This is a genomic window from Undibacterium sp. Rencai35W (genome assembly GCF_049340185.1).
GTDB lineage: Bacteria > Pseudomonadota > Gammaproteobacteria > Burkholderiales > Burkholderiaceae_D > Undibacterium.
In genome coordinates this window covers 482666-505155 of record NZ_JBMPPC010000002.1, presented here as the reverse complement: position 1 = coordinate 505155, position 22490 = coordinate 482666, and the positions used below count along the sequence as shown (strand labels likewise).

The window sequence follows — 22490 nt, the reverse complement described above, 5'->3', positions numbered from 1 at the left end:
CAGCATGACGCAACTTGATCAGTTTTTAATCCGTGCTGAACAGGTATTAAGCCGACTGGAAAAGTTATTGCCCGCCTCAGCACCGCCACCAGATTTTGCGCTGGGTACGGCGTTTCGCTGGCGTAAGCGCGGTAATGTCGCTTATTTGCAAGTGGTGCGTCATGCATCGTCTATTGGACTTGGTGATTTGCATAATATTGCGATTCAGAAGCAACAGATTGAGCAAAATACTTTGCAATTCGTACGTGGCAAGCCTGCCAATAATGTGCTGCTGACAGGTGCGCGCGGCACCGGTAAATCGTCTTTGATTAAAGCCTGCCTGAATCAATTTGCCGGTCAGGGTTTGCGGTTGATTGAAGTCGATAAATCGGATTTGGCGGATTTGCCGGATATCGTTGATCTGGTCGCTGAACGTCCTGAGCGCTTTATTATTTTTTGCGACGACTTATCGTTTGAGGAAGGTGAGGGCGGCTATAAAGCGCTGAAAGTCGCACTGGATGGCAGCATCGCGGCGCAATCCGATAATGTACTGATCTATGCGACTTCAAACCGGCGTCATTTGCTCCCCGAAAAAATGTCGGACAACTCAAGCTATACGCATGCCGAGGACGGCGACCTGCATCCCGGCGAAACGGTAGAAGAAAAAATCTCGCTGTCCGAACGCTTCGGCCTGTGGGTCTCGTTTTATCCGTTTAAGCAAGACGACTATCTGGATATCGTCGCGTACTGGCTAGGCAGCATGGGATGTGATGCGGAGCAAGTAGCAGCTGCGCGTGGTGATGCGCTGCGCTGGGCCTTGCAGCGCGGCTCCCGTTCTGGGCGTGTAGCATGGCAGTTCGCTCGTGACTATGCGGGTAAGCTTGTGTAATTGTATGATACTGGGTATGTGTATATGCTTTTATATGCCTTTATCCCTAGGTTTTATCTAGTTATTTAAAAATACTCCCTCTTACTCTAATGTCGTTCAGTTGCGCGCTAAACTTAAAGTCGTCGTCCCTGCGCAGACAGGGATACAGCGTTTTTTGGCAATATGCCACTAGACCCTGGCTATCGCCGGAATGACGAAACAAGCGGCACGGTTTAACTGAACAGCATTACCACCTTACTCTCTTATTCTATGAAACCAGCACCCATTGATGTTGCCGTCGGTATTTTGATGAAGCCGAATGGCGATGTCTTATTAGGGCAACGCCCGACGGGCAAGCCTTACGAAGGTTACTGGGAGTTCCCGGGCGGTAAAGTCGAGGCGGGCGAAAGTATTCTGGACGCCTTGAAACGGGAATTTGTTGAGGAACTTGGCGTGCAGATCGATACGGCCGAACCCTGGTGCGGCGTCGAGCATGTGTATCCGCATGCGCATGTGCGATTGCATTTTTATATTAGTCATGAGTGGACCGGCCAGCCGCAAAGTCTGGAAGGTCAGGCTTTCGCCTGGCAGGGAAGTGTGGCTGTGTCCCCATTATTGCCAGCGACCATTCCGCTGCTGGAGTGGCTGGACGTCAGGCGCGCTGAAGCTGCTGTGTAATCCGGCAGGTATCTCGATATTTCGATGTAAGTCGGTTTGCTTGCAGATAGCTGACACTGAGCGCTGGTTTTTCTCCGCACTGGCCAATCATTTTTCCTCCTGGAATGTGGTGTTTAGCATTGTATGCATTCCGCTACAGTGCGTAATTTCACGTATTGCCGCTGTCATATAATGCTGAAATCATGCGTCACTTGAGGCTTTTTTGTCTTTTCAGCTAGTGTCATTAGTTCGTATGTACTAAAATCAATACACTGTATCGTTATCAATACAGCGTCCAGTTTGTGGGACACGCTAGAAGCAAAACTCTAGATTTTCATCAAAATTCATTCGAGTGTATTGAAAACCATACACACGGTTATCGGCATTTCCGATGAATATTTTCTAAGTCGTTGAATTATTTCAATAAAATTTTGTGGCATGGCGATTGCTAATACGAACCCTAATGTCGTTTCCAGCGAATAAGAGAAAAGGGCGCACCTTGGTGTGTGCGTACCACAGACAGCACGAGCGAATAGCGCGTTATTCATCCTTATCTGGAAATGAAATAGCGATGGTCACTACGGAGATGTGTAAATGCAGCATATGACGGGAAACTCAGAGGCAGCAGGACGTGCGGGCGCTATTCTGACGATCAATCTTCCAGCTTTACGTCATAACTATCGGTTTTTACAAAATAAATTAGGCAAGGCACGCTGCGGTGCGGCGGTCAAAGCCGATGCCTATGGTCTGGGTGCAATTAAGGTTGCTCAGGCTTTGCAGCAAGAAGCTTGCCGTGATTTTTTTGTCGCGCATCTTGATGAGGCGATTGCACTGCGTCCCCATTTATTGGCGGAGAGTGCGATCTATGTTATGCACGGCTCCCCTGTTGGCTACGAAGCCGAATTCCTTGAATTTAATTGCACCCCTGTTTTAAATAGTCTGGAACAGATTGCGGCATGGCGCGCACTCGCGACAGCCCAACAAAAGACCTTACCCGCCATTGTGCAGCTCGATACGGGCATGTCACGGATGGGAATGTCGCCGCAAGAAGTTCAGGCGTGGCTGGCTGATCCGGCGATTACGCAGGGAATTCAGGTGACGCATTTGATGAGCCACCTCGCCTGTGCGGAGGATCAGCAAGATCCGATGAATCAGCAGCAGTTGCAGACCTTCAGGGCATTGCGGGCGCAATTGCCCGCCTGTGGTGCGACGCTGGCGAATTCTTCCGGAATATTTTTAGGCCCCGAATTTCATTTCGATATGGCACGCCCCGGTGCGGCTTTGTATGGCGTGGCACCGGTTGCCGGTCAGCCGAATCCTATGCAGGCAGTCGCCTCTCTGCAAGCAAAAATTATCCAGGTCCGCACGATCGCTGCGGGGGCTGGCGTTGGTTACAGCATGACTTACCGGGCACTGGCTGCGCGCACTATTGCGACGGTAGCGGTGGGCTACGCAGATGGCTGGTTGCGTAGCCTGAGCAATCGCGGCGTCGCGTATATCGCGGGTCAGGCGGCACCGATGGTCGGCAATGTATCCATGGACACTATTACGCTCGACGTGAGCAATGTCGATGCGGCGCAGCTTTATCCGGGTGCGCCGGTCGATCTGTTATCAGCGACAAATACGGTCGATACCGTCGCCAGACTCGCTCATACCATCGGCTATGAAATCCTGACCAGTCTGGGTCAGCGTTATCATCGCCATTACCTAGAATCTGAATCTGAGTAGCATCCAATAAGTCATTCCAGTGATGTAAGGAATAAGGGAGAAGCACAATGAAAGTAGTCATACTGGGCGCCGGCGTTATCGGTACCGCATCTGCGTATTACCTGGCTAAAGCAGGACACGAGGTGACGGTAATCGAGCGTCAACCCGCTGCTGCATTGGAGACCAGTTACGCGAATGCGGGCGAAGTATCTCCAGGATATTCTGCGCCATGGGCCGGACCGGGCGTTCCAATGAAAGCTGTTAAATGGCTGATGATGAAGCATAGCCCGCTGGCTATTCGTCCTAGCCTCGATCCGCATATGTGGCGCTGGGTCACACAGATGCTGTTGAACTGCACGACTAAGCGTTACGAGATCAACAAAGGCCGTATGTTGCGCATGGCGGAATATAGCCGTGATACTTTGCAGCAGTTGCGTGCCGATACCGGGATTCATTACGACGAGCGCACTCAGGGAACGTTGCAGTTATTCCGTAACGAGGCACAACTCGAAGGATCCAAATTCGATACGGATATTCTGGATCGTTATGGCGTACCTTACGAAGTGCTGGACAAAGCAGCCTGTCTGAAAGTCGAACCGGCACTAAAAAATGTGCAGAATAAGTTTGTCGGTGCTTTACGCCTGCCAGGTGATGAAACCGGAGATTGTTTTAAATTTACCCAAAATCTGTCCAAACTGGCTGAAGAGCTGGGCGTTCAGTTTAAGTACGGTGTGAGCGTCGAAAAAGTTCTTCATGAAGGTGATCGCATTACCGGCGTGAAAACCTCGACGGGTACCGTGCAGGCCGATGCGTATGTGCTGGCCTTGGGGAGTTATTCCTCAGTCATGCTGCGGGAACTAGGGATGAAAATTCCTGTGTATCCGATTAAAGGCTACTCGATCACGGTACCGATTATCGATGCGCAAAAAGCGCCGGAGTCAACTGTAATGGATGAAACCTACAAAATCGCCATTACGCGTCTGGGTGATCGCATCCGTGTCGGTGGTACCGCAGAAATTACCGGTTACGACCTGAGCTTACGCGAGGAGAGACGGGCGACGCTGGTGCATTCGGTCACGGATCTGTTCCCGGGTGGTGGCGATATCGCGAAAGCGGAATTTTGGACTGGCCTGCGCCCTATGACGCCAGACGGCACGCCGATCGTCGGACCTACACCGTTCCGCAATCTCTTCCTGAATACCGGTCACGGAACATTGGGCTGGACCATGGCGTGCGGCTCCGGCCGTTTTATTGCTGATGTCGTATCGAATAAACGTCCTGCGATTTCTACCGAAGGCTTGTTCATGGATCGTTATGGCAGTGCGAATCGTCCGATTATTGTAGCCAAGGAGTTGCAAGCATGAATTTGATCGAACGTGAACAACTGGTCTCGACGACCGAGATATTTTCTGACCCGACACTGAACATGCGCTTCTACACAGCAATCGAATTGCTGGCGCAAATCGTGATGGTCATGCCACGTACGGCAACGGTCGCTTCACTGGTGCAGGCAACTGGAAAGACGCCGCGGCTGGTGCGCTCTATCCTGTCTACGCTGAGTAAAGATGGTCTGGTCGCACGTGATGTAAAAGAAAAAGATGCATGGCATTGCCGCTCTTGTAACGGCATCATCACACTTGCCGATATTTATCGCTGCTTCTGTCTGGCGGAAGAAAAAGCGGTTGCTAGAGCAGAAGAGAAGTCACGCGAAGAATTGAATGCCAAAGCTGCACAGGCAGAGATTGATGCAGAAAATGGTGTAGAGTCTTCCGATGCGGCGAATGACGCGGTTAAAGAACGTGAGCGTCCATCCAGGCCACGTAGCTCTAATCAACAAAGCGTTGATCTGCTGATGATGCAGGTCAAAATGACCGTCAATCGTGCAGTGTTTCAACAATTAGAACAATTTGATCTCGGTCGTCTGCGCGGGTTAGCGTCAACCACAAGTTTTCGCAGCCATAATGCACGACCACGCGGTTACATCCCCGAACCTCACTGATCATCTGAGACGATAAGCTGCTCACTCTTCACCTAAGCAAGACCGATGCGCATCAATATCCAGTTTAAAGATCGAGTAGGGATTGCGCATGAAATACTGGCGGTATTCGCCCTGCGCGGGTTGAATGTCGTCGGTGTTGAAGTTGATCCTCCAAATATCTATATCGATAGTCCTGAACTGCTTGAGTTTATGCTGCCATCTTTGCAGCAGGATTGTGACCAGGTGCGCGGTGTAGGCAAAATCAATATTCTTGATATTTTGCCTGGCAAACGTCGCCGCCTGAATCTTGACACCATGATGGCCGTGATGGAAGACCCGGTGTTGGCCATCGATGCAAACGGTCGGGTCGTCGTGGCAAACGCCGCAGCAGCGGCTGTGTCCGGCATGTCAGAGGAAATTCTCTGCCAGAAAAGCCTGGTCGATTTGCTGGAAGATACCTCAGCCCAGGAGGAGTTGATATCCAGTTCTTTTCATGTTCCCAGTCGTGAGGTGATCTTGAATGGCGAGCCGTTCTGGATGGACGTTACTCCGGTTTCTGAGCCAATCACTCACGATATGGCGCGTAACGGTCAGACCGTGGGAGCTGTATTGACCCTGCATGCGCCACGCCGTATCGGTGGCAGAATACATGCATTGCAGCACTCTGAAGGGAGTGGTTTTCACTTCATTATTGGTGAGTCCGAGCAGATCAGGGCAATCAAGGCCAAGGCCGCCAAGGTGGCAGTGGTCGATGCGCCGTTGCTCATCACGGGTGAGACAGGAACCGGCAAGGAACTGCTGGCACAGGCTTGCCACGGCGTCAGTGCGCGATGTAATGCTCCTTTTCTTGAGCTGAACTGCGCGGCGTTGCCTGAGAGTCTGGCAGAAAGTGAATTATTTGGTTATATGTCCGGTGCATTCACTGGCGCGCAACGCGGCGGCAAGCCAGGATTGATCGAAATGGCTGATGGTGGCACTGTGTTTCTGGATGAGATCGGGGAGATGTCTTTATATCTGCAGGCGAAACTACTCCGTTTTTTGAACGACGGTAAATTCAGGCGTATTGGTGGCGATAAGGAGGTTAAGGTGAATGTCCGCATTATTAGCGCGACCCATCGTAACTTACGCAAGATGGTGCAGGAGGGCTTGTTCCGCGAAGACTTATTTTATCGCCTGAATGTACTGCATCTGGAAATGCCCGCACTGCGTGAGCGCCCGGATGATATTTTGCCGCTTGCCAGACACTTCATTGAGCGCGCCTGCACACAGGCGCAAAAGCCCGTATGCCGCTTGAATTCTGCTGCTTGTGCGGCACTGGTGGCGAACCGCTGGCCAGGCAATGTGCGCCAGCTGCAAAATGTCGTTTTCAGGGCAATTACGATGTCGGATCAGCGGGTGCTGGATGCTGCTGATCTAGATTGGGCTGAAGGAAGTATTACTGCGGATGAAGTGAATATCGATGCTGCGGAGAGCTGGGAATTGACGGTGCAGGCATTCGAATCAAGCTTGCTTGAGAAGCTGTATTTGCAGTACCCATCGAGCCGCAAACTCGCTGCCCGGCTGGATACTTCGCATTCTATGATTGCCGCCAAACTCAGGAAATACGGAATCCCCAAGCGTTAGAATCGGTGTACATTAGTGGAGGTGCCAATACGAATTGATACTAAGTGATCTTATTGACCTCATTGACCCAATTGATCCTATTACGGATCCCGTAACAGATTCTGATAGATGGGATTATTGCAGGTTTGATTGACATAAATCCTCATCGGGATCTTCAGGCAAATTGACAGCGGGGATCGTGTATTTTTCTTCTGCCCATGCACCCAGATCAATTTTTTTACAACGTTCAGAACAAAACGGACGATACGTATTCTCGGTAGTCCAGGTTACTTTTTTGCCGCAAGTCGGGCAATCTACAACTGTGCTCATAAGTCTCTACTACGTTAAAAATTACAGAGTGTCAGGTCAAACGGGATATCGCTCTCGAAAGCTTTCGGCTTCATATCACCGTCTTGGGACATAAAGCGTATCCACAACATGTACTTATTTGCTGAGATTTCCGGGATGGCTCCCATCTCACGCACCACGCTGACGCGTAGTAACTGATATATTTTCCCTTGCAACATTTGCTGGTAACTGCCGGCCTGTGCAATGACTTTCGTCGTTACCCCAGATTCTCTCAATAGACGCAGGACGATATTAATCGCATCAAATAAGGGGGCAATCGGCGCAAACCAATTGGCAATATCCGCAAAACGCTTTTCAGCGGGATTCTTTTGCCATGCGTGGTAACTGGGTAAGTCAAATTCACAAGCCCCGCCAGGAATAATCGTACGACCACGTATGCTCATCAACCATTCATTATCACGAACGTTCTGACCAGTTTTCCCAGTGGAGGCCATTAGGGCGCTGCTGGCGCGATCTACCTCATCGAGAATCTGATCCAGCATGTCCGCCTGAACATTCGGATTAGATTTGAAGCTGATGAGAGTGTGTTTTTGTCGTTCTAATTCTTGCAGGAGATCAGATTTGAGATCGGCCCGACCAGCGACCTCCAGCATTTCAAAAATGGTGGATAGGGCAACGTGATGCTGCATAGGATCAGACTGATGCAGGAAAAAAGTGAATTTTTCGTACAGGTCTTCTAGCCGCAATAACGTGCGAATACGCTCGTTAAAAGGGTATTCGTAAACGATCAAAATAATATCCCTGTCAAAATTGGTGCTAACGCGCAAGTGTCACGTGATTCTGAACCATGCTGAGCAAAATTACAAACATTGCGTGCTTATTGTTTGTCATTTTTTATCGATGTTTGCGCTAACTGACAATATTTGCGATGCAACTCAGCGACTTGTTCGCGGATTGCGTCCAGATCGCCATCATTGACGATGATATCGTCGGCTGCGGCCAGTCTTTGCTGGCGGCTGGCCTGATGATGCATGATGGCGAGTACCTGCTCTTGATTTAAATTATTTCTTGCCATCACACGCTGCACTTGCACTTGCTCCGGGCAATCGACAATCAGAATCCGGCTGACTTTTTTCTTCCAGTTACTAGACTCGACCAAGAGAGGAACAACGAAAATTGGATAGCTACCTGTCACTTGCTGTGCCGCGCGTTCAGTTTCTTGTCTGATGAGCGGGTGGAGAATTTGTTCGAGTTTAGTTTTTGCGGATGCATCCGTAAAAATCAGTTCCCGCATTTTTGCGCGATCCATAGCCCCGTCTGCCTGAATAGAGGCATCGCCAAACTGCTGGCGAATCAGAGATATGGCAACACCATGCGACATGGTAAGTTGGTGGGCAATAAGGTCGGTATCAATCAGGCTGGCACCAAGCTCGCCGAACATATTGGCAACAGTCGTTTTGCCACTTCCGATTCCGCCTGTCAGTCCCAGGCTAAATACCTGCGCTAACTCCATCAACCAAGCATGCCCAGATATTGCTGCGATAGAGTTTTACCCCAGATTAGCGCAATGAGGCCTGCGGCAGCAAGATAGGGACCAAACGGGATAGGATTGTTTTTGCCCATTTTTGCCAATACGATCATGCTGATCCCTACAATCGCACCGACCACTGATGATAGTAAAATAATAACGGGTAGCATAGTCCAGCCCATCCATGCGCCAAGAGCTGCCAGTAATTTAAAATCGCCGTAGCCCATACCTTCTTTGCCCGTTGCGAGCTTAAACAGCCAGTAAATGGACCACAAAGCGAGATAGCCAGCAACCGCACCGATGACCGCATCATGCAAGGACGCGAATGTACCGTGAAGATTAATTAACAAACCGAGCCACAACAAAGGCAAAGTCAGATCATCTGGCAGCAACTGTGTGTCAGCATCAATGAAGGTCATTGCGATTAAAAACCAGGCGAATACGACAGCACCCAAACCAGCGATGCCACTACCAAAGTGCCAAATAAGATAGCCAGAGAGCGCGCCAGTAAGCAGCTCTACTAATGGATAACGTATCGAAATCGGTGCTTTACATGTTGTACATTTGCCGCCTATTGCAATGTAGCTAAACACCGGAATATTTTCCAAGGCAGTAATCTGATGCCCACAATGAGGGCACGCAGAGCGCGGCACCATCAGATTGTAGCGGTCAGCGTGAGGCAATTCATTACCGCTCTCACTCGCCACATAGTTATCCGATTCCCTTTGCATCATTTTTGGAATGCGATGGATAACTACGTTGAGAAAACTACCTATTAATAATCCGACGACACCAATTAAAATTGTGCTTGGCCAAGATTCTGGAGTTTGGAATAAAAAAATCTCTAGCATTAAACGACTTGACCTAGTTTGAAAATTGGCAGGTACATAGCGACGACTAAACCACCAATGATTATCCCAAGTATGGCCATTATCAGCGGTTCCATGAGGCTAGAGAGAGAGGCTACGGCCTCGTCTACTTCTTCTTCGTAAAAATCAGCTACTTTTCCAAGCATTTGATCTAAAGCCCCTGATTCCTCGCCGATGGAGACCATCTGAGTGACCATGTTGGGAAATACATTTGAGTTTTGCATTGCTACCGTTAAGCTTGTGCCAGTACTAACTTCTGTTTGTATTTTAATTGTTGCATCTAGATAAACTGCATTGCCAGCAGCACCGCCAACGGAATCCAGAGATTCAACTAAAGGAACACCTGCGGAAAACATAGTAGCTAATGTTCGTGTCCATCGAGCAATAGTCGCTTTTCTAATTACGTCACCGAAGATCGGTGCTTGTAAAAGTAATCTGTCCATTATTCGCTGCATTTTAAGAGATCGTTTCCATGAGTTTAGGAAGAAATAAATGCTACCGAACAAACCTCCAAAAATGATGTACCAGTTTTTCACAAAAAAGTCGGATATTGCCATTACAAATAGGGTTGGTGCAGGCAGGTCGGCACCAAAACTGGTGAATACCTGTTTAAAAGCAGGAACAACCCAAATCATAATTACTGCAGTGACAATGAATGCAATCGATAAAATTGCAATTGGATAAGTCAGAGCAGATTTGATTTTTGCTTTAATTGCCAACGTTTTTTCCTTATATATTGCCAGTCTGGTTAGTAAGTCTTCCAGAATACCGGCTTGCTCACCTGCGCCTACAAGATTGCAAAATAGAGGGTCAAAATAAAGCGGAAATTTACGGAATGCCTGGTTTAAGCTAGTCCCTGTCTCAACATCACCCCGTATATCTTGTAATAATTTTGATACTGAAGGGTTTGTGTTCCCTTTTGAAACAATATCGAAAGACTGGAGCAGAGGAACGCCAGCTTTCATCATTGTCGCTAACTGCCTAGTGAATAGAGTGATATCTTTATCGGTAATTTTTTTACCAGAAGCATATGTTTTCTTTTTTAATTTGGTAACTGAAATACCTTGGCGCCTTAGCGTAGCATTGACAATCGCTTCGCCACCAGCACGTAACTCACCGCGTACAGTTTTCCCGTATTTATCTTTACCTTCCCAAGCATAGACATGTTCTTTAACCTGTGTCGTTTTGGGTGCTACTTTTGAAGTTGTCGCCATACAATTATCCTGTTATTCGTTGGTGCATCCAAGAACTTCTTCTAAGCTAGTAAGTCCTTGCTTTACTTTTTGAAGACCGGATTGCCGCAAGGTTCTGACACCTTCTTTTTCTGACTGTTTTTCGATTTCAAGCGATGTTCCGCTGCCCAAAATAATGCGCTCAATTGATTCTGTAATCGGCATAATTTGATAAATACCTACGCGACCTTTGTAGCCGCTACCACTACAGCGCTCACAACCTACAGGTTGATAGGGTTTCCAGCTTCCATCTAATTCCTCGTCTTTAAATCCAGCCTGCAATAAAACCTCGTCCAGAACGTCGGCCGGTTTTTTACACGTACAAAGGCGTCGTGCAAGCCGTTGAGCGGTAATTAAAATAACAGAGGATGCAATATTGAATGGCGCTACACCCATATTCATTAAACGCGTTAATGTCGATGGTGCGTCATTAGTATGCAAAGTAGAGAACACCATGTGGCCAGTTTGCGCGGCTTTAATTGCGATGTCAGCAGTTTCTAGGTCACGGATCTCACCGACCATGATAACGTCAGGATCTTGGCGAAGAAAGGATTTGAGTGCAACTGGAAACGTTAAGCCGGCTCTATCATTAATATTGACTTGATTCACACCTGGTAAGTTAATCTCTGCAGGGTCTTCTGCGGTAGAGATATTAATACCAGGTTTATTAATGACATTGAGGCAGGTGTACAGCGAAACCGTTTTACCTGAACCCGTCGGCCCTGTAACAAGTACCATTCCGTAAGGACGCTGAATTGCATTCATCAGTATCTCTTTTTGGTCCGGATCATATCCGAGTGCATCAATTCCCATTTGTGCTTGCGACCCGTCGAGGATACGCATAACGATTTTTTCGCCAAACAAAGTCGGTAGTGTACTGACGCGAAAATCGATGGCTTTTGTCGCGGACAAAACCAGCTTCATACGACCATCTTGCGGCACGCGTTTTTCTGATATGTCTAACTTGGAAATAACTTTGACACGTGACACGAGTTTATCTTTAATTGCGAGTGGTGGCTGAGCAATTTCTCGCAGCTCTCCATCGACCCTGAAGCGGATGCGATAAAATTTTTCAAAGGGTTCGAAGTGCAAATCCGATGCACCCATATTGATGGCGTCTATCAGCATTTTTTGTAAAAACTTGACTACCGGTGCGTCATCAACTTCGGCTGCCTGAGCATCAGCAGATGCGGTGGAGATATCTTCTTCTTTGAATTCAATATCATAATCATCACCGGATATGTCACTCAGGCTTTGTTCCGATGTTTTACCCAGTCTATCCAGAAGTTTCAGTAGCGCATCGTGTTGCACAACGACGAGTTCAATGCCTAGACCGGTCTGGAATTTGATTTGATCTTGTGCAGATGTATTCGTTGGATCCGATACCGCGAGGGCTATTTTATTCCCGCGTTTTGCAAGAGCAATAATCCTTTGCGTCTGCATCAGTTTAGTATCAACGATCTTTTCTGGCAGGCTGCTTTCATTAAATAAAGTTAGGTCTACCAAAGGGTAGCCAAATGTTTCAGAACAAAATGACGCTAGGTCACGCGCACTCATCGCCCCGCTTTGTATCAAACTATCGATAAATGCTGTTTTATCTGCCTGTGATTTTTTGAGAACACTATCAACTTGTGTAGCCGGTAGTACATTGCCTTGCATCAGAGCTCTGGCAAGTCCCGATGTCGATGGAGATATGTTTGGTAAGACGGCTGACATAAGTTCTTTATCGTAAAGTTCGTCCGGGCGATGATTGCCTTAAGATAATGCAACCAAGCACTTCTTTTGTAAAGGAATGCGTTTCATTCATTTGATAACATGGATGTAACCACTTAACGATATACAAATACACGACACTTAAGTAGCACTTAATGTTGAAGTCACTGAAATGATTTTCATATAAGAAACTTCTCTTAGTATAAAGGGCTTCTTGTTTTTCGACTAATTGTTCAGTCGGATAATTGGATTTTTCGTGTGAAATTACCCACGATTTTGGAGGGAATTCAGGTCAAAATTGACCTCATGGCGAGCAATACTCGCAGGAAAGAGGAAGGGTTACACTTGGAAACAATTTTGTGTGGATGGTTTGTTCAAAGTGATTCGCATTTGCCGTGAACAAAACATGCCGCACATATTTTTATAAGAACTCATTTGCTGGTTGTTAGTGATTTCTATCAACGGAAAATTTACACAAAGCAAGCAAGGCATTTTTGTATGAACTATCTGATAGAGCTTGTATTGATGATGCAGCACGCTGAGATGCTTTGATTGCCTCTGATCTTGTATAGTCAAGTGCGCCGGACTTGGTAATGGCTTCCAATATCGCATCAAACTGCGTCTCGTCGCCTTGCTCAATGCAGCTTTTAACCAAACGCTTTTCTTGTTCGCTGCCATTTTTCATCAAATAAATTAGTGGTAGTGTCGGCTTTCCCTCACGCAAATCGTCGCCGACATTTTTCCCTATTTCTTGCGCGTTACCGGAGTAGTCGAGTACATCGTCGATCAGTTGAAATGCCGTGCCAAGTGAGCGGCCATATTCTGCTGCGGCGTCAATTTGTTGGGCTGTAGCGCCGGAAATCAATGCACCTACCTGTGCGGCTGCCTCAAATAGTTTGGCAGTCTTGGAGCGGATGACTTGTAAATATCTTTCTTCGGTAACATCAGGATCATGCATATTTAGTAATTGCAGCACCTCACCCTCTGCGATGACATTCGTTGCATCTGCCAGGATTTCCATGATTTCCATGCGATTAATGGAGACCATCATTTGAAAAGCGCGCGAATACAGGAAGTCACCTACTAAAACTGAAGCGGCATTGCCAAAAAGCGCGTTAGCCGTTTTTCTGCCGCGACGCATGGAGGATTCGTCGACAACATCATCATGTAGTAATGTTGCTGTGTGGATGAATTCGATAATGGCCGCCAGCTCGTGGTGGTGCGTGCCTTGGTATTGGTAAGCGTTCGCCACCAGTAGCACCAGCACCGGGCGTATTCTTTTGCCACCGGCACTAATAATGTATTCAGCGATTTGATTGACCAGAGGGACTTCCGAATGAAGCTTGGTGCGTATCACCTGATTAACTAACGCCATATCGGTGGCAATGGATTCTGTAATACTATTTTGAGTAGATGTTGTGGCAGACAAGGCGGTACCTGCAAAAAATGCGTGATTGCTTGGGAAGCAGGGATTATACGATGCCCTTGCTACTTCGCGCTGCACCTTACGGGAACTTCAGTGCAGCTTTGCTGCAAATTAATGGCATTCTTCTTATAGCTTGGGTGGATGAAGGTGCTTAAGCCTATTGGGTACAGCGCAAAAAGCAGAATTGCAGGAATGGTTTGACCGACTCGCTAAGTCTATGTATAATTGGAGGTTTTCCCGATTTCAATGCTTCATTCGGGTTGGAAAAATTCGATTATTCATATCATTTGATGAGGTTTCACATGTACGCGGTCATAAAAACCGGTGGCAAACAATATAAAGTTGTCGCTGGTGAAAAACTTAAAGTAGAACAGATACCTGCAGACATTGGCTCCGAAATCACCATTGATCAAGTGCTCGCTTTGGGCGCAGGTGACACCATTAAATTTGGTGCTCCCTTGGTCGCAGGTGCTACGGTGCTGGCTACGGTAATTTCGCAAGGTCGTCACGATAAAGTGCGCATTTTCAAAATGCGTCGTCGTAAGCATTACCAAAAGCGTCAAGGCCATCGCCAAAATTACACAGAACTGCAAATCGTTTCTATCAACGGCTAAGCCGGTTGATTTAACTGACAATCCAAGGAGCTAATAAATGGCACACAAAAAAGGCGGCGGCACCACGCGCAACGGCCGTGACTCAGAGTCAAAACGCTTAGGCGTTAAAGTCTACGGCGGCCAAGCTATCAATGCTGGCGGCATTATCATTCGTCAACGCGGTACACGTGTTCACCCAGGTGAAAACGTCGGTATGGGTAAAGACCATACTCTGTTCGCATTGGTTAATGGCAAGGTACAGTTCGCAATCAAAGGTGCTGCTAAGCACCAATACGCGATTGTTGTAGCGGCGTAATTAGCGCCTTACAGCTAGTAGAATAAGGCGAAAGCCTGATAAAAAAGGCTCTGCCGTTGGTAGAGCCTTTTTAGTTTCAAGAGGTCCTGTATAAGTCAGCCTTTATGTTTTACGGCGATTTATACAAGCTCTTTTTTGGTTTGGCAGTCTTCAGGCAAGATTGCAGATTCTGCTCTTCCTTTTCACGGGAACTGAGAATCGCAGTGCATATTGTTCCTATTCGGACGCACTGAATTTATAGGTGATACAAATGAAATTTATCGACGAAGCACGGATTGAAGTAATTGCAGGTGATGGCGGTAATGGCATTGCCTCGTTCTGCCGTGAAAAATTCAGACCTTTCGGTGGTCCCGATGGTGGTGACGGTGGCAAGGGTGGCAGTATTATTGCCGTCGCAGATCGTAATATCAATACGCTGGTCGACTACCGTTTTTCTAAGTTGCATAAAGCAAAAAATGGTGAAAATGGCCGTGGTGCAGACTGTTATGGCAAAGGTGCGGATGATATTTTCTTGCGTATGCCGGTAGGTACACAGATTGCAGATCGCAATACGGATGAAGTCATTGCCGATCTGACGGAGCACGGACAGCAGGTTGTTTTGGTTAAAGGTGGAGAGGGTGGCTGGGGCAATATCCACTTCAAATCTTCCACTAATCGTGCGCCACGTCAGCGTAGTGATGGTAAAGAGGGTGAACGTCGCGAATTGCGTCTCGAATTGAAAGTATTGGCTGACGTAGGTCTGCTGGGCTTGCCGAATGCGGGTAAGTCTACGTTTATCACAGCAGTATCCAATGCGCGACCTAAAATTGCCGACTATCCGTTCACGACCTTGCATCCGAATTTAGGCATGGTTCGAGTCAGTCATGAAAAAAGCTTCGTGATCGCCGACATCCCAGGTTTGATCGAGGGCGCTGCCGATGGTGTTGGTCTTGGCGTGCAATTCCTTAAACATTTGCAACGTACAGGCTTGTTATTGCATATTGTTGATCTCGCCCCATTTGATGACGGCGTTGATCCAGTTAAAGATGCTAAAGCTCTCATCAAGGAGTTGCGTAAATATGATGAAGCCTTATACGATAAGCCGCGCTGGCTAGTGCTTAACAAGCTCGATGTATTGACGGAAGACGAGCGCAAGAAAAAAGTAAAGGACTTCGTCAAGCGTTTTGGCTGGAAAGGTCCTGTTTTCGAAATCTCTGCCTTGAATCGTGAAGGTTGTGAAGATCTCGTTACCGAAATTTATGCATATCTTGCTGAAAAGCGCTTGCAAGAGCAGCGCTCCCAGGAAACCCAGATGACGGAAGAGGCGCAGGGGATTTTGTCGATTGATCCTGATGATCCGCGTTTTAAAGTGTTGGACTGATCTGATCCTTGTATTTGTGAAAAAGAGCCTGCTTGTCAGGCTCTTTTTATTTGTATTTTTACACATTTCTCCAGGCAATATTTTAGTGATTTAGGAGAGTTTTTATGGCGGTGAGATCGGCAGAAAAATACTTGATTAGTCGGATTTAATCTAAATTTTCGGAATGAAATTTAGTTTTTATGATTTCTATCCATATAAAGTATAATTTTGAGTGTTCTAGGCATCCTGTCGCTCAATTAAATTTGTACATCAACGATCATCTCATGCATTCAGTTATTCAAAGCGCTAAACGACTCATCATCAAAGTAGGCTCCTCACTTGTTACCAATGATGGCAAAGGGTTGGACCGCGTTGCCATTGAGAAATGGGCAGGTCAAATTGCTGAGTTGCGTAAGCTGGGTAAGGAGGTGGTGTTGGTCAGTTCAGGCGCTATTGCCGAAGGGCGGCAGCGTCTCGGTTTTGATAAGCGTCCAACGGGAATACACGAATTACAGGCCTGCGCCGCAGTGGGGCAAATGGGGCTGGCACAGATTTATGAAACCAGCTTCCGTGCACATGCACTTGGTACTGCGCAAATTTTATTGACACATGCTGATCTGGCAGATCGTGAGCGTTATCTGAACGCGCGCTCTACTTTATTTACCTTACTTAGGTTTGGCATTGTTCCTGTAATTAATGAGAATGATACCGTCGTGACGGATGAAATTAAGTTCGGCGACAACGATACTTTAGGTGCTTTAGTCGCCAATCTGATTGAGGCTGATGCGCTGATCATTCTGACCGATCAAAAAGGTTTATACACAGCAGATCCGCGTAAGAATCCTGACGCACAATTTGTACACGAGGCCAGAGCTGGTGATCCTGTTTTGGAGGCGATGGCTGGTGGCGCAGGGTCAAGCCTGGGAAGCGGCGGCATGCTGACCAAGATATTAGCCGCAAAGCGCGGTGCCAGTTCCGGAACGCATACGGTCATTGCGTGGGGCCGTGAGGATAACGTACTGGTGCGTTTGGCTAAAGGTGAGGCGATTGGTACGCAACTGATCTCGCAAATGGCGCCGTTGGCAGCACGTAAGCAATGGATGGCAGATCATTTGCAGACAGCGGGACAAATCGTGCTAGATGCTGGTGCAGTACAAAAATTGATCACTGAGGGAAAATCGCTTCTGCCGATTGGTGTGCTTGATGTACGCGGCGAATTTGGGCGTGGTGCTGTCGTGACTTGTTATAACGAAGCTGGTAGAGCAATTGCAAGAGGTCTGAGTAATTATGCCAGTGCCGAGGCACGAAGGATTAAGCGACATCCCTCGTCTGAGATTGCCGCGATTCTAGGTTTTGTAGAAGAGCCAGAATTGATTCACAGAGATAATATGGTACTGCTCTGATTGCTTAAAATTAAAGCAGCACCATCATCATTTCAACATAAGGACGCTCAGATCAACGCAGATTAATAAGGCTTAATAATCTGATGTCGTTTAATCCTGTCAACTATGACGCTGACTTTACCGGCGATGGAATTGCCTTCGCAAAAATAGTCATTAAACAGCGTGCTATGTTGTTTGTTGGCGCTCAATCCCGAGATGTTGTCCCATTGATTGCGACGTGAGCGTGACCAGCTTCCATCAGGCCTGCCAAAGGCATACAACTTTTTTTCATAGGTGGCACATCGTATTCCTTCGTAACTCACATTTTTAGCGCCATTACTGCTTACGGCAATCAGACTGTAGCGAATAATGCCGTCACTGGTGATCGTGATGGATGTGCTGTCAATGGCAAATGACTGGCTGCCGCTGTCGTAAAAGGAGACCATATTGCTGGCCTCTGGTGCGGCCGGAAGCTGCAATGCAAGTTCTTTCCATTCCTTTTCTGCCTCGTCGTCAACGGTTTGCGCATGCACGGGCAGTAGCAGGCCAGATGCCAGCAATAAGGCAGTAGTGGCGTAAATTTTTTTTAACATAGTCGAAAATTCTGCAAAAGCGGCACGGTTATTCGGTTTTTTCAGAGGGCGGTGCCGAGTCTGCATCCGCTACTTTAATGGCCTCAGACGTTGAGGTGACGACCTGCAGATCAAGCTGTTCAGTATGATGAAGCTCTTTCGTTGGCTGAGGGTTCTGCTTTAATTGACGATTCCCCTGACGCCCCGAGCCTGGGTGTTCGGTTCTGTGTACAAAACGTGATAACTCCTGGAGTGCCAGTTGATACACGCCGCGTTTGAATTCAATCACGACATCCAGGGGAACCCAATACTCATGCCAGCGCCAGGCATCAAATTCAGGATGGTTACTGGCTCGCAAGTTCACATCGCAATCGCGACCCAGCATGCGCAGCAAAAACCAGATTTGTTTTTGTCCACGATAGTGCCCGCGAATTTCGCGTTTAATGAAATGATCGGGAACTTCATAGCGTAGCCAGTCGCGTGTGCGACCAATGACTTTAACGTGCTCCGGCAATAAGCCTGTCTCTTCCTCAAGTTCGCGAAACATCGCTTGCTCAGGAGACTCTCCATACTTAATACCACCCTGGGGAAATTGCCAAGAGTGTTCGCGTACACGTTTGCCCCACCAGACTTCATTGTTGGCGTTGAGCAATATAATGCCTACGTTAGGCCGAAAGCCTTCACGATCAAGCATGACCCTACCTCAAAACTTTCTGCGGCCAAGCGTCTTTTTCAGCAATTTGACGTAGTTCTGTCATCAGGAATTCATCGATGGCAGTAATAATCATCGATCAATCTGCGCATTTTTTATGCGCAATATCCTTATTTATGTCGATCTCTGGTTGATTTCGAGCATATCGAGCGGTTTTCCATCATCAAATTGCTAAACAGTGGGCGCATTAGCCAGCTAATCCTTTAAAATTGAGTCGATTATAACCCTCAATTTTTGAAAAGAATCATTGTCATGCGCGCTACACGATTTTTTATTTCTACTTTAAAAGAAGCTCCTGCCGATGCGGAAATTGTCAGCCACAAACTGATGATGCGGGCAGGCATGATTAAGCGCCTCGGTTCCGGCATTTATAACTATATGCCGATGGGTTTACGCGTGATTCGTAAAGTGGAAGCCATCGTACGTGAAGAGATGAATCGCTCCGGTGCAGTCGAGATGATAATGCCGGTGGTCCAGCCTGCTGAGCTGTGGCAAGAGACGGGACGCTGGCAGCAATATGGTCCGGAACTCATGCGGGTGAAAGACCGACATGGTCGTGATTTTATTATTCAGCCGACTTCGGAGGAGGCGATCACGGATGTGGCACGTCAGGAAATCCGTTCATATCGTCAGTTGCCGGTTAATTTTTATCATATTCAAACTAAGTTCCGTGATGAGCGCCGTCCTCGTTTCGGTTTGATGCGCGGTCGCGAATTTACGATGAAAGATGCTTATTCTTTTGATCGTGATGTCGAAGGCTTAAAAAAATCTTACCAAGTCATGTACGACGCGTATGTCCGCATTTTCACTCGCTTCGGTCTTGATTTTCGCGCGGTGGCTGCTGACAATGGTGCCATTGGCGGTTCCGGCTCGCACGAGTTCCACGTGATTGCCGACACCGGCGAAGACGCACTGGTATATTGCCCCACCTCCGAATTCGCCGCCAATATGGAAGCAGCAGAGGCAATGCCACTGTTCTCTGAGCGTCAGGCTGCGACACAAGCGTTGAGCAAGGCGGCGACGCCCGGCAAAGCCAAATGCGAAGATGTTGCTGCGCTGCTGTCTATCCCTCTGGAGCAAACAGTCAAGTCCATCGTGCTCACTGTCGAGACTGAAGAAAAAGACAAAATCAGCAAACAAGTCTGGCTGTTACTTCTACGTGGCGACCATGAATTGAATGAAATCAAGGCTAGCAAAGTCCCGGGTCTGGCGAACTACCGTTTTGCCACCGAAGACGAGATCGTCGAGCACTTCGGAACTAAGCCAGGTTACCTCGGTCCTATCAATACTAAGTTGCCGGTCAAGGTTGTTGCTGACCGTACGGTGGCGATGATGGGTGATTTTGTCTGCGGTGCGAACGAAGAAGATTTTCATTTTACCGGTGCTAACTGGATGCGCGATTTGCCCGAGCCACTGGTTGCTGATTTGCGCAATGTAGTCACTGGTGATCCATCGCCGGACGGCAAAGGCGTATTGGCAATCCAGCGCGGAATTGAAGTTGGTCATGTATTCCAGTTGGGAACACGCTATTCCGAAGATATGAAAGCGACTTTCCTTGACGAAAACGGCAAGCCGCAATTCTTGCAAATGGGATGTTATGGAATCGGTGTGACGCGTATTCTGGGAGCGGCGATTGAGCAGAATTTTGACGACAAAGGCATTATCTGGCCTGCCGCGCTGGCGCCATTTGAAGTTGTGATCTGCCCGATGGGCATGGAAAAAAGCGATGCCGTGAAGGCTGAAACTGAAAAACTGTATCAGGCACTGCTTGATGCAAATGTCGATGTCATGCTTGATGATCGTGGCGAGCGTCCGGGCGCGATGTTTGCGGACTGGGAGTTGATCGGTGTGCCGCATCGTATCGTCATCGGCGATCGTGGTTTGAAAGAGGGCAAGCTAGAATACAAAGGTCGTCGCGATGCTGAGGCGAGTGAATTACCCGTTGCCGATATGCTGGAATTTGTCTTGACCAAGTTAAGAGGTAAATAAGATACTGGTATGGAGTATGTTTTTAAGGTCCAGTGTTTTGCGCGCGTTAAGTAGGTTTTTGATGGATACTCCCTCAAAAAGTCGTGGTGTGTCGGCCGTGAGCGGACTCTTGTTGCGTGGTGTTATATGCGCCGTTTTGCTACCGGCAGGGCTTGCACATGCGGGTAATCAAAAAGAAGAAGCGATGGCGGACTCGGTCCGTCTCGCTTTATCGAAAGCGGTGACCGATACCCGGCCGCCGATTCCGAGTTTTGATGACATCAATGCGCGCATCAGTTATTTGCATTGGCTGGGCGAGATGTCTGATCGCTTAAAACGGCGCTTGCCTGATCCTCAGACGCGACAGGAATTTCTGAAATCTGTCTGGTACGAATCCAAGCGTGCCGGTCTGGAGCCGGCCATGGTCCTGGGTCTTATCCAGGTCGAGTCGGGCTTTCGTAAATATGCGACCTCGGTTGTCGGTGCGCGCGGCTATATGCAGGTCATGCCGTTCTGGTCACGCGTGATTGGCGACAGCGATGCGCAGAAGCTATTTCAGATGCAGTCGAATCTGCGCTATGGGTGTGCGATTCTGCGTATGTATATTGATATGGAAGCGGGTAATTTATATCTGGCTCTGGGGCGCTATAACGGCAGTCGCGGGCGACCCGAGTACCCTAATGCTGTTCTGGCGAACTGGAAAAACTGGGAATTTAAACGATAAGGTGGTTTCAATGCGATCTGCAAAAATCTGCGTTGCGAGGCGTTCAGCTTGAGTTATCAGCGAGAGGCGCGCTGGCCGTGGCTGCTTTTTATCGTGGCAGCGCATATCGGTTGTATCATCGCTTTGTCGTCTGCTGGCAAGCGGCTAGAGGGGGGAGTGTCCTTATCAAGCAACTCGACTTTATTGGTTGAATTAATTTTTCCAGCGAAACCGCAGCAGCTCACACCATTGAACACCGGTGCAACGCTAACGACTCCGGTTACCAAGCAACCGATATTATTGCCCGCCACTAAATCACCACAATCGACTCAAGCCGATACCGAGCGACCTGCAACGCTCGCCGGATCTGCCTTCGCCATCACCGCGCCTGTCATCAGTGCAGAGCCCGGACTCAACCTTAATCTGGACACACGTCAAATCAGTAAGGATTTGCAATCACAGCAACGTGCATTGCCCTTTGCGCCAAAGGTCGCGGTGCCAGCGGTTGCGACATTGGCAGACAAAATGGCCGCTGCGGCGATACCCGGAGAGATATCTTTTCAAACATTTACCACAGCAGACGGCACCTTGATTACCAAGGTGACGAGCGGGCGAGGATCGTATTGCGTGATCGCGCCTAATCCTGCTGGCGGAGCAACTGTTATCCAGCGAGAAGCTCGCTCAAACCGTGTTGTGAGTTGCGGTAATTATTAAATCCAGGTTTTCTATTAGACCGCTATCACTTTGTGATACGCAGAGGGACTAAGACTTCCCAAGGAATCATGCCGTCGCGATTTAAGGACAGGCTTCATCTCTCGCTAATCGGCAACTGCTCCTCTACCGCACAGCCTCACGCACCGCCACTAGGCAGCTATTTCGCCAGATACGCCTTTGTAAGGCTTCATTGGTCTGATCGCTTGAGGATCGTGTTTAATGATTCAGCATGTCACTGAAACAGATTGTGTTCAAAAACAAAAACGCCCGCGCGATGCGGGCGTTTTTGTTTGGGATTGGGATGCCACCTGTTACTTACATGG

Annotated in this window: 22 protein-coding genes; 13 read left to right on the top strand and 9 right to left on the bottom strand. The window is 48.1% G+C overall.

Translation table 11 applies throughout. From position 1 onward, the window contains the following. The first annotated feature begins 4 nt into the window (after positions 1–4). The 6 genes from ACO0K3_RS06255 to ACO0K3_RS06230 all read left to right on the top strand — a co-directional run bounded on the left by ACO0K3_RS06255 (position 5) and on the right by ACO0K3_RS06230 (position 6812). Entirely contained in the window at positions 5–868 is an 864-nt protein-coding gene (locus tag ACO0K3_RS06255; protein ID WP_422982913.1) for an ATP-binding protein, read from the top strand. Between the two features lie 249 nt (positions 869–1117). After that, complete coding sequence (locus ACO0K3_RS06250; protein ID WP_422982911.1) at positions 1118–1525, top strand: NUDIX domain-containing protein; 408 nt, start codon at positions 1118–1120, stop codon at positions 1523–1525. Positions 1526–2098: 573 nt separating this feature from the next. Next, entirely contained in the window at positions 2099–3232 is a 1134-nt protein-coding gene (alr, locus tag ACO0K3_RS06245; protein ID WP_422982909.1) for an alanine racemase, read from the top strand. Between the two features lie 47 nt (positions 3233–3279). Further along, on the top strand, positions 3280–4575 hold the full coding sequence (locus tag ACO0K3_RS06240; RefSeq protein WP_422982907.1) for a D-amino acid dehydrogenase: 1296 nt from the start codon (positions 3280–3282) through the stop codon (positions 4573–4575). Then, a complete protein-coding gene (locus ACO0K3_RS06235) occupies positions 4572–5210 on the top strand; it encodes a hypothetical protein (protein ID WP_422982905.1) in 639 nt (212 codons plus the stop codon). The genes ACO0K3_RS06240 and ACO0K3_RS06235 overlap by 4 nt, the downstream gene beginning before the upstream one ends. 45 nt (positions 5211–5255) lie before the next feature. Beyond that, positions 5256–6812, top strand: coding sequence for a sigma 54-interacting transcriptional regulator (locus tag ACO0K3_RS06230; RefSeq protein WP_422982903.1), 1557 nt, complete (start codon positions 5256–5258; stop codon positions 6810–6812). Positions 6813–6926: 114 nt separating this feature from the next. Here ACO0K3_RS06230 and ACO0K3_RS06225 read toward each other — a convergent pair whose 3' ends face one another. The 7 genes from ACO0K3_RS06225 to ispB form a co-directional block, all read right to left on the bottom strand. Then, positions 6927–7121 carry a DNA gyrase inhibitor YacG gene (locus tag ACO0K3_RS06225; RefSeq protein WP_422982901.1) on the bottom strand — a complete coding sequence of 65 codons (195 nt, stop codon included), beginning with the start codon at positions 7119–7121 and terminating at the stop codon, positions 6927–6929. 14 nt (positions 7122–7135) lie between these two features. After that, a complete protein-coding gene (gene zapD / locus ACO0K3_RS06220) occupies positions 7136–7891 on the bottom strand; it encodes a cell division protein ZapD (protein ID WP_422955698.1) in 756 nt (251 codons plus the stop codon). An 86-nt stretch (positions 7892–7977) separates the two neighbouring features. After that, positions 7978–8613, bottom strand: a complete 636-nt coding sequence (gene coaE / locus ACO0K3_RS06215; RefSeq protein ID WP_422982899.1) for a dephospho-CoA kinase — start codon at positions 8611–8613, stop codon at positions 7978–7980. After that, positions 8613–9479, bottom strand: a complete 867-nt coding sequence (locus tag ACO0K3_RS06210) for a prepilin peptidase (RefSeq protein ID WP_422982897.1) — start codon at positions 9477–9479, stop codon at positions 8613–8615. Before ACO0K3_RS06210 ends, coaE begins: the two co-directional genes overlap by 1 nt. Beyond that, complete coding sequence (locus tag ACO0K3_RS06205) at positions 9479–10711, bottom strand: type II secretion system F family protein (RefSeq protein ID WP_422982895.1); 1233 nt, start codon at positions 10709–10711, stop codon at positions 9479–9481. Before ACO0K3_RS06205 ends, ACO0K3_RS06210 begins: the two co-directional genes overlap by 1 nt. A 12-nt stretch (positions 10712–10723) precedes the next feature. After that, positions 10724–12445, bottom strand: coding sequence for a type IV-A pilus assembly ATPase PilB (gene pilB, locus ACO0K3_RS06200; RefSeq protein ID WP_422982893.1), 1722 nt, complete (start codon positions 12443–12445; stop codon positions 10724–10726). Positions 12446–12887: 442 nt separating this feature from the next. Next, a complete protein-coding gene (gene ispB, locus ACO0K3_RS06195) occupies positions 12888–13817 on the bottom strand; it encodes an octaprenyl diphosphate synthase (protein WP_422983178.1) in 930 nt (309 codons plus the stop codon). Between the two features lie 353 nt (positions 13818–14170). Between ispB and rplU the strand changes: the two genes are divergently transcribed. From rplU to proB, 4 genes are all read left to right on the top strand, one after another. Further along, on the top strand, positions 14171–14482 hold the full coding sequence (gene rplU / locus ACO0K3_RS06190; RefSeq protein ID WP_262835192.1) for a 50S ribosomal protein L21: 312 nt from the start codon (positions 14171–14173) through the stop codon (positions 14480–14482). Between the two features lie 37 nt (positions 14483–14519). Further along, positions 14520–14777: a 50S ribosomal protein L27 gene (rpmA, locus tag ACO0K3_RS06185; RefSeq protein ID WP_422955693.1), complete on the top strand. Its 258-nt coding sequence runs from the start codon at positions 14520–14522 to the stop codon at positions 14775–14777. Positions 14778–15027: 250 nt separating this feature from the next. Further along, positions 15028–16137, top strand: a complete 1110-nt coding sequence (obgE, locus tag ACO0K3_RS06180; RefSeq protein ID WP_422960867.1) for a GTPase ObgE — start codon at positions 15028–15030, stop codon at positions 16135–16137. Between the two features lie 263 nt (positions 16138–16400). Continuing rightward, positions 16401–17519: a glutamate 5-kinase gene (gene proB / locus ACO0K3_RS06175; RefSeq protein WP_422982891.1), complete on the top strand. Its 1119-nt coding sequence runs from the start codon at positions 16401–16403 to the stop codon at positions 17517–17519. Positions 17520–17581: 62 nt separating this feature from the next. Here the strand turns inward: proB and ACO0K3_RS06170 are convergent, their stop codons facing one another. Further along, positions 17582–18091 (bottom strand): CNP1-like family protein, encoded by a 510-nt coding sequence (locus ACO0K3_RS06170; protein WP_422982889.1) that lies wholly within the window; start codon positions 18089–18091, stop codon positions 17582–17584. A 28-nt stretch (positions 18092–18119) separates the two neighbouring features. After that, complete coding sequence (locus tag ACO0K3_RS06165; RefSeq protein ID WP_422982887.1) at positions 18120–18764, bottom strand: RNA pyrophosphohydrolase; 645 nt, start codon at positions 18762–18764, stop codon at positions 18120–18122. 270 nt (positions 18765–19034) lie between these two features. Between ACO0K3_RS06165 and ACO0K3_RS06160 the strand changes: the two genes are divergently transcribed. From ACO0K3_RS06160 to ACO0K3_RS06150, 3 genes are all read left to right on the top strand, one after another. Beyond that, a complete protein-coding gene (locus ACO0K3_RS06160; protein ID WP_422982885.1) occupies positions 19035–20771 on the top strand; it encodes a proline--tRNA ligase in 1737 nt (578 codons plus the stop codon). Positions 20772–20832: 61 nt separating this feature from the next. Then, positions 20833–21474 carry a lytic transglycosylase domain-containing protein gene (locus ACO0K3_RS06155; protein WP_422982883.1) on the top strand — a complete coding sequence of 214 codons (642 nt, stop codon included), beginning with the start codon at positions 20833–20835 and terminating at the stop codon, positions 21472–21474. 48 nt (positions 21475–21522) lie between these two features. Continuing rightward, entirely contained in the window at positions 21523–22167 is a 645-nt protein-coding gene (locus ACO0K3_RS06150) for a hypothetical protein (RefSeq protein WP_422982881.1), read from the top strand. Positions 22168–22490 lie beyond the last annotated feature (323 nt).